At 51.4% G+C, this 16715-nt stretch carries 18 protein-coding genes; 14 read left to right on the top strand and 4 right to left on the bottom strand.

The features are described 5' to 3' along the window. Positions 1-34 precede the first annotated feature (34 nt). Positions 35-850 (top strand): GIY-YIG nuclease family protein, encoded by an 816-nt coding sequence (locus tag CIG75_RS14930; protein ID WP_094237358.1) that lies wholly within the window; start codon positions 35-37, stop codon positions 848-850. A 108-nt stretch (positions 851-958) separates the two neighbouring features. On the opposite strand, the gene CIG75_RS14925 is transcribed toward CIG75_RS14930, so the two are convergent. Continuing rightward, positions 959-1600 carry an SdpI family protein gene (locus CIG75_RS14925; RefSeq protein ID WP_094237357.1) on the bottom strand — a complete coding sequence of 214 codons (642 nt, stop codon included), beginning with the start codon at positions 1598-1600 and terminating at the stop codon, positions 959-961. A 7-nt stretch (positions 1601-1607) separates the two neighbouring features. Further along, the gene (locus CIG75_RS14920) at positions 1608-1877 is read right to left on the bottom strand and encodes an autorepressor SdpR family transcription factor (protein WP_094237356.1); all 270 of its coding nucleotides are present in this window, start codon (positions 1875-1877) and stop codon (positions 1608-1610) included. Between the two features lie 193 nt (positions 1878-2070). Here CIG75_RS14920 and CIG75_RS21480 point away from each other — a divergent pair, with 193 nt between their 5' ends. Together CIG75_RS21480 and CIG75_RS14915 are read left to right on the top strand one after the other, a co-directional pair. After that, complete coding sequence (locus tag CIG75_RS21480) at positions 2071-2193, top strand: hypothetical protein (RefSeq protein WP_265415040.1); 123 nt, start codon at positions 2071-2073, stop codon at positions 2191-2193. A 220-nt stretch (positions 2194-2413) separates the two neighbouring features. Then, positions 2414-3352 (top strand): cation diffusion facilitator family transporter, encoded by a 939-nt coding sequence (locus CIG75_RS14915; protein WP_094237355.1) that lies wholly within the window; start codon positions 2414-2416, stop codon positions 3350-3352. Positions 3353-3456: 104 nt separating this feature from the next. Here CIG75_RS14915 and uvsE read toward each other — a convergent pair whose 3' ends face one another. Then, on the bottom strand, positions 3457-4425 hold the full coding sequence (uvsE, locus tag CIG75_RS14910; RefSeq protein WP_094237354.1) for a UV DNA damage repair endonuclease UvsE: 969 nt from the start codon (positions 4423-4425) through the stop codon (positions 3457-3459). Between the two features lie 158 nt (positions 4426-4583). Between uvsE and CIG75_RS14905 the strand changes: the two genes are divergently transcribed. The 4 genes from CIG75_RS14905 to CIG75_RS14890 all read left to right on the top strand — a co-directional run bounded on the left by CIG75_RS14905 (position 4584) and on the right by CIG75_RS14890 (position 8939). Next, positions 4584-5768: an NAD(P)/FAD-dependent oxidoreductase gene (locus CIG75_RS14905; protein WP_157729574.1), complete on the top strand. Its 1185-nt coding sequence runs from the start codon at positions 4584-4586 to the stop codon at positions 5766-5768. A gap of 292 nt (positions 5769-6060) precedes the next feature. After that, positions 6061-7500 (top strand): phosphohexomutase domain-containing protein, encoded by a 1440-nt coding sequence (locus CIG75_RS14900; protein ID WP_094237352.1) that lies wholly within the window; start codon positions 6061-6063, stop codon positions 7498-7500. Positions 7501-7575: 75 nt separating this feature from the next. Next, complete coding sequence (gene holA / locus CIG75_RS14895) at positions 7576-8610, top strand: DNA polymerase III subunit delta (RefSeq protein WP_094237351.1); 1035 nt, start codon at positions 7576-7578, stop codon at positions 8608-8610. 41 nt (positions 8611-8651) lie between these two features. Continuing rightward, positions 8652-8939 carry an alpha/beta-type small acid-soluble spore protein gene (locus CIG75_RS14890; protein WP_094237350.1) on the top strand — a complete coding sequence of 96 codons (288 nt, stop codon included), beginning with the start codon at positions 8652-8654 and terminating at the stop codon, positions 8937-8939. Between the two features lie 99 nt (positions 8940-9038). Here CIG75_RS14890 and rpsT read toward each other — a convergent pair whose 3' ends face one another. Then, positions 9039-9305, bottom strand: coding sequence for a 30S ribosomal protein S20 (rpsT, locus tag CIG75_RS14885; protein WP_094237349.1), 267 nt, complete (start codon positions 9303-9305; stop codon positions 9039-9041). A gap of 170 nt (positions 9306-9475) precedes the next feature. Between rpsT and gpr the strand changes: the two genes are divergently transcribed. From gpr to lepA, 7 genes are all read left to right on the top strand, one after another. Continuing rightward, positions 9476-10516 carry a GPR endopeptidase gene (gene gpr, locus CIG75_RS14880; RefSeq protein WP_094237348.1) on the top strand — a complete coding sequence of 347 codons (1041 nt, stop codon included), beginning with the start codon at positions 9476-9478 and terminating at the stop codon, positions 10514-10516. Positions 10517-10567: 51 nt separating this feature from the next. Beyond that, the gene (locus CIG75_RS14875) at positions 10568-11020 is read left to right on the top strand and encodes a DUF4871 domain-containing protein (protein WP_094237347.1); all 453 of its coding nucleotides are present in this window, start codon (positions 10568-10570) and stop codon (positions 11018-11020) included. Between the two features lie 174 nt (positions 11021-11194). Further along, positions 11195-12367, top strand: a complete 1173-nt coding sequence (gene spoIIP / locus CIG75_RS14870; RefSeq protein WP_094237346.1) for a stage II sporulation protein P — start codon at positions 11195-11197, stop codon at positions 12365-12367. Positions 12368-12424: 57 nt separating this feature from the next. After that, positions 12425-12784, top strand: coding sequence for a DUF3679 domain-containing protein (locus CIG75_RS14865; protein WP_094237345.1), 360 nt, complete (start codon positions 12425-12427; stop codon positions 12782-12784). Positions 12785-13093: 309 nt separating this feature from the next. Continuing rightward, complete coding sequence (locus tag CIG75_RS14860) at positions 13094-14017, top strand: hypothetical protein (protein WP_094237344.1); 924 nt, start codon at positions 13094-13096, stop codon at positions 14015-14017. A 24-nt stretch (positions 14018-14041) separates the two neighbouring features. Next, positions 14042-14590, top strand: coding sequence for a hypothetical protein (locus tag CIG75_RS14855; protein ID WP_094237343.1), 549 nt, complete (start codon positions 14042-14044; stop codon positions 14588-14590). Positions 14591-14811: 221 nt separating this feature from the next. Then, a complete protein-coding gene (gene lepA, locus CIG75_RS14850; protein ID WP_172844465.1) occupies positions 14812-16620 on the top strand; it encodes a translation elongation factor 4 in 1809 nt (602 codons plus the stop codon). Positions 16621-16715: the final 95 nt, after the last annotated feature.

The following is a 16715-nucleotide window of genomic DNA, read 5'->3' as shown; positions in this document are numbered from 1 at the left end:
TTGATAAACAGCAAACGAAATGGAGAAATGTCTAGTGAATGGTTTCTCGGAGTTGTTTTGGGATGCATCTGTGGAAGAAATGAAGCAGGGGTATCTGCATCGCGCTGAGGACGGGGAGTATGTCTGCTTGATGTGCGGCGAGACGTTTGAAACGGGTGTCGTCTATCCGTCCGATGGAAAATGGTACGATGCTGCGAAGTTTGCCGCGGTGCATGTGGAGCGGGAGCATGGGTCGGTGTTCGAATTCTTGCTCGGCCAAGGCAAAAAGATGACAGGGCTGACCGATCTGCAGCGAAAGTTGTTGCATTACATCTACTATGGGTATACGGACAACGAGATTGTGGATGCGATGGATGGTGGGAGCACCTCTACGATACGGAATCACCGTTTTATGCTGCGGGAGAAGGAAAAGCAGGCCAAGGTTTTTTTGGCGATCATGAGTTCGATCGATGGGAAATCACAAAAAGAAAGGAAGGCGGAGCAGATGTCTCGCGAACGCCGAGCGAAATTGAAACAGGAATATTTAAGTACACCGAAGCCGATGGGGATCTATCAGATACGCAATGTGGTCTCAGGGAAAATTTTTGTGGGGAATTCGCCTAACTTGACCGGCAAAGAGAACTCAGTGATGTTCCAATTGCGAATGGGCGGTCACTACAATCGCGAGTTGCAACAGGATTATAATCAACTCGGGCAGGAGAACTTTGTCTTCGAGGTGGTCGCGCAGATCAAGCCGCGAGACGAAGCTACCCAGCAAGAGTATCTGCAAGAACTCGATGAGATGTTGGAAATGTGGCTGGAGGAACTTCAGCCATTTGGAGAACGCGGATACAACAAAAAGAGTAAGTAGAAGTGCACCTGAGATCGTGGCCTCGACGGTGGTCACTTTGCAGTCAGCGCACGAATATAGGCGACAAGAGCGCATTCAGCAGCTCTGAAGAGGGCAAGGCGATGTACATTAATGTACATCGCCTTGGTTTTTATAGAAGTAGTAGGAGCTGGCGATGATCAAAAGCGTACTGCCAAGGACGAGGATCAGCAGGGCGGGAAAATGCCAGGAGCTGGGGAGAAGCAGGCTGAGCAAAAGCAGGACACCGCAGATGACAAAGGCGCGGCCGGCAAAGTGGTGCGTTTTGCGCCAGACTTCTTCGTTGGCCAGCGTCCACGGAGTTCTGACCCCAAATGCATAGTTTTGTTGGAAGCGCGGCATGTAGTTGCCCAGTACGAGAAACAGCACACCGACTAAAAGCGGTGCAAACAAAGACATGTTGAAGTCGTAACCGAGCCATTGCGAGATGACCGCCCCTTGGATACCGAGGAAGATCAACATCAGCAAAGTGTTGACGAGTGTCAAGGTGGAGGAGAAGCGCTGGTAATTAGCACGCTTCGGGTCGATTCTCGGCATGAAGACCAGCAAGGCATAGATGAGGATCATCAGGATCGGGCTGAACCAGACGGCCGAGCTTTTGGAGGAGTAGTCATCGACTTCTCCAGACGGACCCCAGTGGGTCGGAACTTGATCGGGCAACTGCGGGTAGACCCAGATGCTGGCGGCGATGGAGATCACGATAAATAAAAGCGGGAGAATGTGTTTTTTCATCAGGGGATCATTCCTTTCCAGAAGAGAATTGAAGTACCCATTTGAGCACGTCCTGAAACACGGTGGTATTTAAGGAATAGTAGATATGCTGCCCTTGGCGTTCATCCCACACCAGATCGGCCTGTTTGAGCAGATTGAGATGGTGCGAGATGCTTGGCTTGGTCATCTGGAACTGGTCGGCGATCTCGCCAGCCGTCATGTCACGATTTTTCAACAGATCGAGAATCTGGCGGCGGGTCGGGTCGGACAATGCTTTAAAGGCGTGGTTTAAGGTCATTCGCATCTCTCCTTTCGATATTTAGAAAAGTGTCTAAATATCTAATTCCATAAAAACACATTGCTGGCCCGATGTCAAGATCATCTGCGCTGCCCATTTTGCTGTGGACAGGACAAGAGCCTTTACGATTTGGCGAGGACGCGCATTAACTAGGAGTGTACAAGGGAGACAAAATTTAAAGGAGTGTTGTTGAATGTACGGTGCTTTTGGTGCTTACACTCGCTGGGCTGTTGTATTTTTGATCATCTTTGTTCTGTTCTTCTTGCTGGTTCCGATCTGCTATCCGGTGCAAACAACGTCTGTTCGCTGCGACTAATCTTATCCATCTTCCAACAGGAGTCCTCGAATTTGTTCGAGGGCTCTTGTTGGTTTTTGAAGTGATAAAGATTATCAAATTCAATTAGAGGTCGAAAATGACGATGAGAGTCATTTTCAGTTGAAAAAATGGGTATTATCTTTTGTTTTTGTGGTATTTCTCGAATTATCATGCTAATATGTTCTTGAGAAATGGTGAGAGATGAGGAGGTTGAATTCGAATGCATGTATCTGCAAAATCGGCAAAACTGATTCGCTATGGGATGATCTTGACCTTCGTGGTTTTCTTGATAAAAATTGTCAGCGGCTATATGACCGGATCACTCGCGTTGATTTCGGACGGTTGGCATCTGGCCGGTGATCTGGTTACGTTGGCACTGTCTTGGTGGGGTTTGAAACAGTCGATGAAGCCTGCCACGCGCAAACAGTCGTTTGGGATGTATCGAGCGGAGATCGTGACGGCGTTTACGGCCAATCTGCTATTGCTAGGCGTAGGCGTTTATATCGTCTATGAAGCGGTACAGGCTTTTTTCAATCCGGTGGCCGTACAAGGTGCTTGGGTGTTTGGAGTGACGTTTGTCGGGTTGGTCATCTATACGGTATTGACTTGGCTGCTCGGGCAAGAGCGAGATAATATGAATGCGAAGTCAGCTTGGTTGCATTTTTTGGGAGATGCACTGGCATCGGTGGCGATTTTGGTCGGTGCTGCGGTAATGTATTTCACAGGTTGGTTTTGGGTCGATGCGGTGCTTGGCGGGTTGGTCGGTGTGGTGATCATAGCTGGTGCTGCGAAGATGGCTTGGGAAGGGGCTCGCATTTTGCTGGAGTTTGTGCCTGAGCATGTGGAACCTGAAGAGGTGGAGAGGGAACTGCGGGCGCTTAAAAATGTGTCGGCGGTGACCGATTTGCACATTTGGAGTTTGACGCCGACCCAACATTTCATGAGTGTGCATCTGGCAGTGGACGTGGTCACGATCGCCGAAGGGGAACAAGTGATTCGTGAAGCACAACAGGTGATGCTAGAGAAGTTTGGGATTCATCATGTGACCGTCCAGTTGGAGACCAATTCGTGTCGGACTTGTTTTCACACGGTGGTGGAGATGAATAGCCATTGTCGATCATGTCCCGAAATGGGAAATCAGGGCTTGATCGTGTTGTAAATCGGATGTTTCCCTGTTCTGGTTTGGAATCGACAGGACAGCAAGCTAGTCACAAATAAATGCAGCCGACGCTCATCAAAGCGTCGGCTGTTTTGTTGTTCGTATTAGGGCTGATACGTAAAGGTGCCGCCGTCGATGCGGGTCATGCCGGGGATCTGGGACAGGTCGTCGGCGAGGCGCATGGCAGCGTCATCTTTTTGTTTGGCTTCGACCATGATGTCGAGGTCGGTGGGACAGACCTCGTGGACGAGTTTGAGGAAAGGGAGCAGATCCTCTGGTGCGATGTAGTCAGCATGGTGCAGAGGTTTGGCCTCATCTTTTGGTGAGGAGACGTGAATTTTGGGCACGAGACCTGTGTCGTCCCAGAGGCGGAAGATGCGTGGCAAGAGGTCGCGGAGCTCTTCATGTCCGGGATTGCAACGATGGTGGTGGATGTCCAACACCATCGGGATGTTGAGCTGCTCACAGAGGGAGAGCGTCTCGGCAGCCGTGTATGATTTGTCATCGTTCTCGAGTGTGACCCGCTTTTGGACACGTTCGGGAAGACGCGGCCAATTGGCGGCAAATCGGGCGAGCGACTCCGCTTTATCCTTGTAGCTACCTCCGACGTGCATGACGAGTTTGGCTCGTTCGTCCAGGCCCATCAGTTCGAAGATGTGCACGTGTCGCTCCAGATCGAGGATGGATTTTTCGATCACCTCTTCCGACTTGGAATTGATCAAGGTGAAATGATCCGGGTGGAAGCTGACCCGCATCTGCTTTTGTTTGATATAGGTGCCGACTTCTTCGAATTCGGGCAGCATTTTGCCAAAGAAGTCCCAGTCGGCTGTCAATTCGTGGCCGAGCAGAGGGATCAGTTTGGAAGTGAAGCGATAGACGTGGAGACCGTGTGCATGAGCATGGCGCAGCACGCGCAGTGAGTTTTGGAGGTTGGACGCTCCAATGCGAGTCAGTTTGCGAAGGCCAGCTTCACGGTCGATAAATTTTTGGAAGTTGGTCACTGTCATCGTTTGCGACGGTGAGGTGTTTTTGAGATGGACAGACATTGCGACAAAGCCTAAGCGGATTTTCATAACGTTTCCCCCATTTTGGTTGTGAAAAAAGGAACATTTGGTGACAACATTGTGTATCTTGATAATAGGTGAAAGTTTTCACAAAGTTGATCGCTGTTACTTTTGTAAGTGAACAAAAAGTAGACGTCGGCGTTTCAAACGGATTGGAGTAGATGGAAATGACCAGGATACTTGTCTTAGGTGCCGGGTACGGCGGGATGATGACGGCCATCGAACTTGAGCAGGCCGGCCAGCCGTTTACGCTGGTCAATAAGCACGACTATCATTATTTTACCACACTCCTGCATGAACCTGCGGGTGGGCGCCATGCGTTTGAGCCCTATTATGTAGATCTACATGATGTTTTGCGTCGTGATACTTCGCACGTGCGCAAGGATCTGGTAATCGAGTTGCGCCCTTACGAAAACAGAGTGCTCACCCAAAGCGGTCCGATCGACTATGACTATTTGGTGATCGCCTTGGGCAATGCCCCGGAGTTTTTTGGGATTCCCGGCATGCAGGAGCACGCGTTGCTGCTGCGTTCGCTACAGACGGCGCGGCAGATCAACCGTCAGATTGAGCAGGCATTTGCAACGTACCATCAGGATCAAGATGAGCGCAACCTGCGCATCATCGTCGGCGGTGCAGGTCTAACAGGCGTTGAGCTGTGCGGCGAGCTGGCCGATTGGTTGCCAGAGCTGGCCGGAAAATATGGGGTGCCGTTTGCGAAGGTGGAAGTGGTGAATCTTGAAGCGGCCCCGACGATCTTGCCGATGCTGCCCGTGGAACTGCGCGCCGCTGCCGAGTCTGCTCTGCGCCAAAAGGGTGTAAAGCTGTTGACCGGAGTGGCGATTACGAAGGTCAGACACGAGCGGGTCGAACTGCATACAGGCGATGTGCTCGAAGCGAAAACGATCATTTGGACAGGAGGTGTGCGAGCCAATCCACTGCTTGAAAAAGCCTGTCTGACCACCGACTCGCGGGGGCGGGCGCTGGTCGATGCGTATTTGCAGTCGGTCGATTTTGCGAACGTGTTTGTGGTCGGGGACTCCGCTTCTTTTACCGGGGCGGACGGTGCCCCGCTTCCACCAACAGGTCAGGCCGCCGCGCAGATGGGGGAATGGGCGGCGCGCAACCTGATCAATCGTTTGCACAATCGTCCGCTGGAGCCGTTCCACTTTGTCAATCGGGGGACGCTGGCATCGATCGGGCCTGAATTTGGCGTCGGTCGTGTGCAAGGCGTAAACGCGGTCGGCGTGTCAGCATCCTTGCTGAAGGAGGCATCGAAGCTGAAGTACCTCTTTCGCCTCGGTGGTCTGCGCATGGTAAAGCAAAAGCGCGGCCAGCTCAAACGAAAGGAGTAAACAGTTTGCAGATCGGTTTGCTTTGACAGGCTTGGAAAAGTGAAGTACCTCATTCGCTTCGGTGATCTGTGCATGATGTTGTAAAAGCGGTCATGTCAAACGAAAGAAGCAAGCGGTTCGTTGAGCCGTGCGGTTTGAAAGGCTGTTTGCAGGCTCTCTTCCTTTGGAAGCGGGTCTTTTTTTCCTGTTCTTGTAGTTTGCTCATCTGTCGTAATTTTTTACGCATGCGCTCGAATCTGGGTCACTATACATGTGACAGTAGGAAGGAAAGAACTGTGAGGGAGGCGAGCAGATGTCTGTGATCACGTTTGGCACGGACGGGTGGCGCGGTGTCATCGCCAAGGAATTTACGTTTGCCAATGTAGCGATTGTCACACAGGCGGTCGCTTGTTATATCAAGGATCGAGGGTTAAACGGGAAGCCGATGATCATCGGGTTTGATCAGCGATTTTTAGGCCATCTGTTTGCGGAGCGGGTGGCAGAGGTATTGGCTGGAAATGGCATCTCCGTCTTGTTGTGTGACGCTCCTGCTCCGACGCCTGCGGTGGCGGCGATGATCGTGTCACAAGGGCTGGCTGGCGCGATGATGGTGACGGCCAGTCACAATCCGCCCGAGTATAACGGGATCAAGTTTATTCCGGAGTATGCGGGGCCAGCTACACCGGAGATCACCGACGAGATCACACGCTATGTGCGGGAGATCGAAAACGGTAGCCTCGAGGTGCATGTCATGCCTTACGCACGGGCGTTGCGGGCAGGTACTGTGTCGCTCCTCTCTCCGCGTGTTCGGTATGGAGAGATGTTAAAACAGGTTGTGGATGGCGCGATGATCCGTGGGGCCGGGTTGAAAGTGGTGCTCGACCTGATGCACGGGGCGGGAATTGGGTATTTGGAGCAAATTTTGCAGGAGTTGGGCGTGGAGGTAGTAGCCTGTCTGCGCAACTCGCCCGATCCGCTGTTTGGCGGTGAACTGCCCGAACCGTCGGCGCAACGGTTGCAAGAGCTGGCCCGTCTGACCAAGGATAAAGGGGCTGATCTGGGACTGGCGCTGGACGGAGATGCTGATCGCTTCGGAGTGATCGACCCGAGTGGGGAGTATGTGACGCCCAATGAGGTGCTGGCTTTGTTGACCGATGCGCTGTTGACGCGCCAAACAGGGGTCAAAAAGGTGGCGCGAACGGTTGCGACCACTCATCTGATCGATCGAATCGCAACTGCACATGGGGTGGCGGTGGTGGAGACACCGGTCGGGTTTAAATATATCGGGCAGGAAATCTTGAACGGGGCTGCCATCGGCGGTGAAGAGAGCGGTGGGCTGTCGGTCGCCGAGCATTTGCCGGAAAAAGACGGGTTGCTGGTCGGACTCTTGATGCTACAGCTTGTGGCGGGCTCTGGTCGCCCGCCTAAGCAATTGCTGGCAGAGCTTGTGGCCAAGCATGGGGCGATGGTGAATGAGCGCGTAGACGTTCATTTGACGGAGGAACAGAAGGCGGCTGTGCTCGCGGTGATGAAGCAATGGAGCCATCCGCAAGTGGGGGCTTGGGTTGTAAAGGAGAAAATCGTGATCGATGGCGTGAAACTGACTTTTCTATCGGGGGCGTGGGTACTGGTGCGACCATCGGGGACGGAGCCGTTGGTGCGGATCTATTTTGAGGCGCAGGATGAGCAGGAATTGGTCGGGCTGAAGCAGGCGATGCTCAAGGAATTGGGGTTGTCAGTGCCTGCTGGCTAGCAGGTGCGTGGTTTGACGGGCGTTGTCCTCTTCTCTTACAATGCTTCTAGTGGAAGATGTGAGAGGAGGAGTGGGATGTCCGCGCTCAGTTTACGAGATGTGCTGAATGAACTTCAAAAGGGTGTCGTGCGCGGGGTCTATCTGCTCTACGGGACCGAGACGCTTTTGATCGATGATCTGGTGGATAAGATTCAGCAACAGGCACTGCCAGGCGGGGCGGATGACTTCTCTTTTACGAGGATTCATTATGATGAGACGCCGATTCAGCTCGCTGTGCAGGAAGCGGAGACGATTCCGTTTATGTCGGAGCACAAGGTGGTTCATGTCCAGAATTGTGTAGCTTTTACGTCGGGCAAGTCGCCGCGGGTGGATCATGATCCGGATGTGCTACAGCGCTATTTGGACAATCCAGCGCCCTATACGACGCTGATTTTGACGGTGCCTACAGAAAAGCTGGATGAGAGAAAGAAGCTGACGAAGGCGGCGCAGAAGAGCGCCAGTGTGGTGCAGTTTACAGCGTTGAAAGAGCAGGAGTGCCGGGACTGGATCGGAGCGGAGGTGCGCCGTCAGGGCGTGCAGATCACATCGGACGGTGTGGGGCGTTTGATCCTGTCGGTGGGGACGAATCTGCGGCTGTTGCGCAGTGAGATTGAAAAACTCGCGCTGTATGCAGGAGCGGGCGGGACGATCGATGAGGCGTCTGTAGATGCGGTGGCGACGCGGACGATGGAACAAAATATTTTTGTGTTCATCGATGAAGTGGTGCGCGTGCGGATCGAGAAGGCGATGCGGATGATGTACGATCTGTTGAAGAACAAAGAGGAGCCGATCAAACTGCTGTTTATGATCACGCGTCAAGTGCGGCTGATGTATCAGGTCAAAGTGCAAAGCGGGCGCGGCTATTCACTTCAGCAGATCGCGCAGCAGGTCGGAGCGCATCCATATGCGGCGAAAGTGGCCAAGGAGCAAGGCAATCGATTTTCGGTGAAAGTGCTGGAGCAGCTGTTGAAAGACTTGGCAGAGATCGATTACAAGATCAAGACAGGTCAATTGAATGATCGGACCGCATTGGAAATGTTTTTGCTCTCCATGCCGCAAAAGGTGAGTTAAAGCTTGGCGAACGGGGATACTACGGGTGGAGGTGACGCCTGATGGCACGTCGCAAACGCAGGCGGTTGTTGGTGCCAGAAGCCCGTAATGCCTTGGATCAGCTAAAGGCGGATGTGATGCAGACGATGACGCCGGAGCAGGCGAAATATGAGTCGGCACAGCGTCAAGGGATTGCCTTGCAGACGGATGGGGATAATGGAGAGCTCACCGCGCGCGAAGCGGGCAAGGTGGGCGGCCCGATCGGCGGGCAGATGGTGAAGAAGATGATCGCCCTCGCACAGATGCAGATGTTGAACGAGCAGCAGGAGCGCAACCGTTCGAACCAATAAAAAAACGACCCTTCCTCATGAAAGGGTCGTTTTCTTGATTCAAGTAGAAGCCTCACTGCTTTGGCGCCAAAGCGATAAAGCCTCACTATCGGTACGCCATTACGCGATGTTCGCTTTGTTGAACTTCTTGGTCAGGCGGGACTTCTTACGAGCAGCAGTGTTCTTGTGAACCAGACCTTTAGTTACAGCCTTGTCCAAGGAACGCAGAGCTTGCTTCAAGAAAGAAGCGGTGTTCGTATCGTTGGAAGCCAGAGCTGCTTCGAACTTCTTGATGGAAGTACGGAGAGCAGACTTCGCAGCAGCGTTACGCAGAGTGCGGTTGCTGGTGGTCTTTACACGCTTTACAGCGGACTTAATGTTCGGCATCTATTTCACCTCCATATCGAGTGCAATATCCACAAAAAGGACAAGTGATATTTTATCATGAGGACTGCTAGAATGCAACCTATGTGGCCGTTCGCATATTTTTGCTGAAGAATTGTAACGCTAAGCAGAAAGGCTGTTGACTCGAATTTGAAAAGATCGGGGTGACATTTATGGCGAAGGAGTTTCGGTTTGGGAAGCGGGAGCAGAAGGATGAGCAGACGGAGATCGATTGGAATTCGTACAGCGTAAGTACCGACTTGGCACTAGAGGCGCATCAGATTTTTTCAGCCCAGCATGGTGGGAACATTCCGGGGGTCAAGACCTCTTCGCAAGAGCTGGAGGGCATTACGGTGACTCGACTGACGATTGAAAATGAGGTCGGGTCGAACATCATGGGCAAGATGGTCGGCAATTACTTGACCTTTGAAGTGCCAGGTCTGCGCTACAAGGACCCTGATTTGCAAAAGCGGGTGGCGGAGCTGTTTGCTGAGGAGTTGAAGATGTTTGTGCAACTGCCAGAGGAGGCCACCGTTTTGGTGATCGGTCTGGGGAATCGGAAGGTGACCCCCGATTCGTTAGGACCTTTGGTTTGCGATAATTTGTTTGTGACGAGGCATTTGTTCGATCAGTTGCCAGAATTGGTGGAGGACGGCGGGTATCGGTCTGTAGCGGCGGTCGCGCCGGGGGTTTTGGGGATTACAGGGATTGAGACGAGCGAGATTGTGCATGGCATTGTGAAGAAGGTGAAGCCCGATCTGGTGATTGCGGTGGACGCATTGGCTGCGCGCTCCCTCGAACGGGTGAACACGACGATTCAGGTAGCCGATGTGGGGATCTCACCAGGGGCCGGGGTGGGGAACAAGCGGAAGGGCTTGAATAAAAAGTCGCTCGGGGTGCCGGTGGTCGCCGTAGGGGTACCGACGGTGGTTGATGCGGTGACGATCACGTCAGATGCGATGGATCTGTTGGTGGAGCGTTTGGAGCGCGATGTGCCGGGCAATGGGATGACCAAGCTGCTGACCGGATTTGATGAGGCGGAGAAGAAGCAGTTGATCTTCGAACTCCTCCATCCGCTGGGGCAGAATCTGATGGTCACGCCAAAGGAAGTCGATACGTTCGTTGAGGACATCGCCAACGTGCTCGCCAACGGGCTGAATGTTGCATTGCATGATGCGATCACGATGGAGGATGCGAGTTTGTTTACCCATTAGGTGTAACCGCCTTCTGCTGCGATGCGTCACATAGAGCAGGAGGTGTAAGAAATGAGAAAAATGGTAGTGGCACTCGCTTTTGCTGTGGTGCTGAGCGGATGCTTCGATGAGGAATTGGGCCTCAAGGAGCCACAGGCCACGGTGACTGACAACGATGCTTGGATGGAAAGTCCCACGTTTATGGTGGGTGACTATAGAATGCGTGGAATCGAAGGGAAGGTCGCTTTTATCGATGCGACGTTCACAGCGGAAGGGCAAAAACTGATGTGGCACTTCTGGGAAGAGCCTGAGGTGGTACGGGGTTCTTTTAAGGTGATTGGCGTGCAGAAGGAGACGGGTGAGAAAGTGGATGTGTTTGCAGGCCCGCTTGGTGGCGAACTGAACGGAGCGGTTGCTCACGCGCCTTCGCTCGTAAAATTGCCGCAAAAGGGTGTCTGGAGATTGGATGTTTTTGTCGGTGCGGAGGCTGAAGCTTATTATGGGAGCATTGTGGTCCATGTATAAGTGAGGTTTCGTTGAATGATAGGTAGGCGAGGCGGTCAATTCCGCTTCAAAGCCCTTGCTCGGATCGTCGAGTGGGGCTTTTTTTATTTTTCCGGTCGAGCAAGGTTGTCATATCTAGCAAATCGGGTTCATAGAGTTGAGGTATGAGAACGACGCAGAGGAGGTCGGTCGGGTGTGAAACACAATGAGGAGCGCAAGCGACGCTTTCGCTACTATACGTTAAATTTTTCGGGGCATAAGGCCCGTACTACGATTGTGACGATGATGCTGGCCGTCGCAGCCTTTGCGGTGATCACCGGAATCTTGTCGGTACAGTTGATCACCGGAGGCGGGCAAAAGAGCATCGCCGGGCGGATTCTACACAGCATATCCGGTCATTCATTGGGGACGATGTTGTCACAGGAGCTTCCGATGTATGCGGCAAGCGCTCCGGCGGCGAAGGCGGCAGAAGCGAGCCCGTATCCAAAGGGGATCGCCAGCATGTTGCTGTACGTGTTTACCGATCTTGACACGTCCAATCCATTGACACTGCTCGGGTATCAGATTCCGGGGATGGCCGTGGCCGACTTTAAACTTTTGACGCCCGATCCCGAGTATGATACGCCGCCGACCGATCATGAATTTGGCGAACTGCCACCGAACTTAAACCCGAAGCCGCGCGAAAAAGTGGACCCGGTGAAAAGTGACAAGCCGCAGGTGTATGTGTACCACACGCACAATCGGGAGTCGTTCTTGCCAGACATCGGGAAGACGCTGGCCGATCAAGCGTACGATGACAAAAAAAATATTGAGCAAGCGGGCAAATGGCTGTTGGCTGAGCTTGAGAACGGTGGGACTCCAGGCATGCAGACCACAACTGACTATTGGCAGTTTCCGTACCCGGAAGCGTACGATTTTTCACGCCCGACGGTGGAGAAAGTGTTGCAAGAGCAGAAAGAGCTCAAACTGATTTATGACATTCACCGCGATTCGGGCGAGCGTGATGTGACGACGCGCAAGGTGAACGGAGAAGATTACGCAGCCGTTTACTGGATTATTGGCGGTGGTAACCCTTCCTATCCGAAGAATGCGGAAGTGGCCACCAAGTTGGACGGGTATATGAAAAAAATGTATCCAGGGCTGTCGCGCGGAGTCTGGTCGCGCCCGTACAATGCCAATTTTGATACGCGCTACAACCAAGATCTCAACCCGAACATGGTGCTGATCGAAATCGGCGGACCGTTCAATACGCTCGCCGAAGTGGAGCGCACGTCGAAGGCGATCGCCAAAGTGACAGCGGCGTATCTCAAAGAGTTGCAAGATGCGGAGTCTAACGCGAAAGTGCAGGGAGTACCGACGGAAAAGTAAGGTATAGCCGAATGTTTGGGCTGGGGATACTGATGTACCAAGGGAGGCGTGGTGCGCGTGTTGAAAAATGCGATCGAACAAACGGCGTTGTACGGGGTGCTCTTGGTGTTGCTCGCTCTGATGGTGCTGTTTGGCATCGCGACGGCCGAAAAGGGCGTCAACTCGCTCGTCGGTACGGATGATCCGAAAGCGCTGGCCGTTCAAAGCACGACCGACGGGGAGGTCGATCTGAAGATCTTGGGCAAACATGTATCCGGTACGAAGCTGCCGTGGTCCGATGAATTGAGCCATTCGCTGGAAGGGCGCAAAAGTGCGGTCGCCGACACGGTGGACGAAGTGTCGATGAACATCGGTACTTGGATGCAAGCGAGGGCGAAATCGGCGCTCGGGAAACTTCAGGAATGGGTGTTGCAGTAGATTGGCAAACTTGAAGATCAATGTTGAGAACTGGGTTTCATATTTTTAGCTGTGGGGGAAGTGGAAAAGTGTGCGTGAGACCTCGGAGACGAGGTCTTTTTTATGTGAAGTGACAGTGTGGAATTATTGGGCATTCTAAATTATCTGAGAGGTAATATGATTCATGATTAGAAATCAATGATGTGCTATGAGGGAAATTGTTCTCTGCGTAAATACATATTTGGGGTACCACGATGATGTTGCATTTGGGTAAAATAAAAAATATAATTAGTTAACTTTATTCAAAAAACAGAAAGAAGAGGATTGAAAATGACGAAAAAATTTAAAACTTTTTGGTCGATTGCACTCTCGTTTTTAATGGTTTTCCTGTTGGCCACACAACCGATTCATGCCTCTGCTAATAATGTGCCAAGTGCGGTGCAGGAAACTGAGATTGTTCCGATTGTTGAATCAGGAACTGGTGTTAATCCAGAAGGGGTAATTGAACCAGATGTCTTGCCGTTACTATTAGCTCCTGTTGCAGCTTCTGCATTTACTTCTACTGTTATTAATTCGATTTTTGCTGTAGCTTTAGGTTGGTACGTTGGCTCTAGTGCGCAAAGCCTTTTCCAAGGAGCAGTAAACGATAAACACTCTGCATCTACATCTCAATACACATTGACTTCAACCACAGAATACTCTTCAACCTTCCCTGAGTACATTGGCGCAACTCATGTTAAAGATTCAGCCGCAAAACACATTGCAAAAGAAGTTGTTCAAGAACTTCATAACCGAATCAAAAATTATTCAAATGAAAACAACTATCGAGCATTTAGCTCTAGTGTGTTTCCGGGCAATACTATGTATGTAATTGATATAAATTCAACATTGAACTCTACAGTAAACAGACATCTGGGGAATAACATTGCTGGTCTTTCTGGTTTTTTAACAGAGGACCCGAATTATCGGAATGAGACGCTCGATTTAGCGGGATATTCAATTTTTATTATTTCATCGAAGAATGATCAGAAGGTTTTCCACGCCCATTTCACACCTCAATACTTGAAAAACCGTGAAATTGAGTATAATCGATACAAAGGGCAATTTGATATTCAGACATATCCAGTCAGATCACAAAATATGAAATACTTGATGAGCACAGGTGGGTATACTTCTAATTTCAATGCAGCAAGGGACAATCGAGGTCTTCTACAGGATACAAAAGGCAATATATCTGTAGTTCCATACAAATAAATAATAAACACGAGGTGTTCAGATATGATACATTCTCGCTTTACGCAATGGGAAATGGAACAACAGCAACTTTTACAAAAGAGGTTAGAAGCATCTTGTGAGTTTTTGGTGAATGAATATGCATATGATTTTTCCAATATTTGCTTTTTGGTAAATTGTATCGAGTTTACCGAATCAGACAACGTGGATTTAGCAATACTGAAACATACGTTGACTCTTGCAGATCAAGATAGAAAACTACTAACCCTTGAATTCACGAGAATCAGAGAAGAATTTGAAGACGCACTCTGGAATCCGGAAACCACAGATTATGTACCGTGCGGAATTGCAATCGTCCTAAGTAGAGTATCGATCGAGCCAAAACTAAATCATCATGAAATAAAGGCGCTCACACATGCCAGTGTGCTTTTGAACTTGTATGGATTGGTTGTTTGTGAAGAATCTGAAATGCGGCGTCAACCGTCAGCTTTCCAAGAAACTTGGCAACTTTATTGGAAGGACGGGAAACCTGTGGAAGACAGAGGAATTCGTTACTTACGGTTCGATGATCCATTTGGATGGAATGCTTCCTGAGTATGGAGGAATATTGAAATTGGAGAGTCCTGGAGATAAACATTGGACGCCTATTATGTCAAGTCAATGTAACGAATGCGATGCAAGTACCCGACTGCTACACAGGTAATTGCACCGCCCTTATCCGCCAATAGATAACCATAAGTAAACAGAGTGGAACTCATGGACATTATAAAGTATAATAATGGGCAGTATGCTTGACGAATGAAGGAGTGCACTTGATGGACGCGAAGAAACGCCAGGAGAAAATCCGCAATTTCTCGATTATTGCACATATCGACCACGGGAAGTCAACGCTGGCTGACCGTATTTTGGAATATACCGGAGCGATCACGTCGCGTGAGAAGCAAGACCAATTGCTCGATAACATGGACATCGAACGGGAGCGAGGCATTACGATCAAGTTGCAATCGGTCCGCTTGAACTATAAGGCTCAGAATGGGGAAGAGTACATCCTGCATCTGATCGATACGCCGGGCCATGTCGATTTCACCTATGAGGTGTCGCGTTCATTGGCCGCTTGTGAAGGCGCGCTGCTCGTTGTCGATGCCGCACAGGGGATTGAAGCACAGACGCTGGCCAACGTCTACTTAGCGTTGGATAACGACTTGGAAATCGTGCCGGTCGTCAACAAGATCGACCTGCCTTCTGCAGAGCCTGACCGCGTCAAACAGGAGATCGAAGATGTGATCGGGCTGGACGCTTCCGATGCGGTGCTCGCCTCTGCAAAATCGGGCATCGGCATCGGCGAAATTTTGGAGCAGATTGTGTCCAAAGTGCCAGCTCCGCAAGGCGATCCGGACGAACCGTTGCAAGCGTTGATCTTTGACTCGCATTTTGACCCGTACAAAGGGGTAATCGTACAGATCCGCATCATGAACGGCTCGCTGAAAGCAGGCATGAAAGTGCGGATGATGGCGACCGGAGCGGAGTACGAAGTGGTGGAGTGCGGGATGCTGTCTCCAAAAGCAACTCCAGTGGATCGGCTGATGGTCGGCGATGTCGGATATTTCCACGCCTCGATCAAAAACGTGCGCGACACGCGCGTCGGTGATACGGTAACGCTGGTCGAAGAACCGGCCAAGGAAGCGCTGCCCGGCTATCGCGGGATCAACCCGATGGTGTTCTGCGGTCTATATCCGGTCGATACGGCCGATTATAACGACTTGCGCGACGCGCTGGAGAAGATGGAATTGAACGACGCGGCGCTCAAATATGAGCCGGAAACCTCGACAGCGCTTGGCTTCGGTTTCCGTTGCGGCTTCCTGGGCTTGTTGCACATGGAAGTCATTCAAGAGCGCTTGGAGCGCGAGTTTGACTTGACCCTGATCACCACCGCGCCGTCCGTTGTCTACCATGTGTACACGACAAATGGGGAGAAGATCGACATCGACAACCCGTCGAAGATGCCCGAGGTCGGTCGCATCGAGCGCATCGAAGAGCCGTATGTAAAAGCATCGATCATCGTGCCGAAAGACTTTGTCGGGACGGTCATGGAACTCTGCCAAGAGAAGCGCGGGCACTTTATCGACATGACCTATCTCGATCAAACGCGCGTGACGCTGGTGTATGAGATTCCGCTGACCGAGATCGTCTATGACTTCTTCGACCGCTTGAAGTCGAGCACCAAAGGCTACGCTTCGTTCGACTATGAACTGATCGGCTACCGTGAATCCCAACTGGTGAAGATGGACGTACTGTTGAACGGCGAATCGATCGACGCGCTGTCGATCATCGTGCATAGGGATAAAGCGTATGGCCGCGGTCGCTCGCTGTGCGAGAAGCTGAAAGAGCTGATTCCGCGTCAGATGTTCGAAGTGCCGATCCAAGCTGCGATCGGGCAAAAGGTGATTGCCCGTGAAACGATCAAAGCGATTCGCAAGAACGTTCTCGCCAAGTGTTATGGCGGCGACATCTCGCGTAAACGCAAGCTCTTGGAGAAGCAAAAAGAAGGGAAGAAGCGCATGAAACAGGTCGGCTCCGTTGAGGTGCCCCAAGAGGCGTTCATGGCGGTTCTCAAGATCGATTAGGCTTTTGCAGCGAGTAGGCTTTTATCAGCAAATCGAAGACGTCCTTTGCGGGGCGTCTTTTTTTCATGGTACAATAGCAGTTGACCGATCGGTGA

Source organism: Tumebacillus algifaecis, from assembly GCF_002243515.1.
Lineage (GTDB): Bacteria > Bacillota > Bacilli > Tumebacillales > Tumebacillaceae > Tumebacillus_A > Tumebacillus_A algifaecis.
Note: the sequence above shows the minus strand (reverse complement) of the source record. Positions and strands in the feature narration are given on the sequence as shown.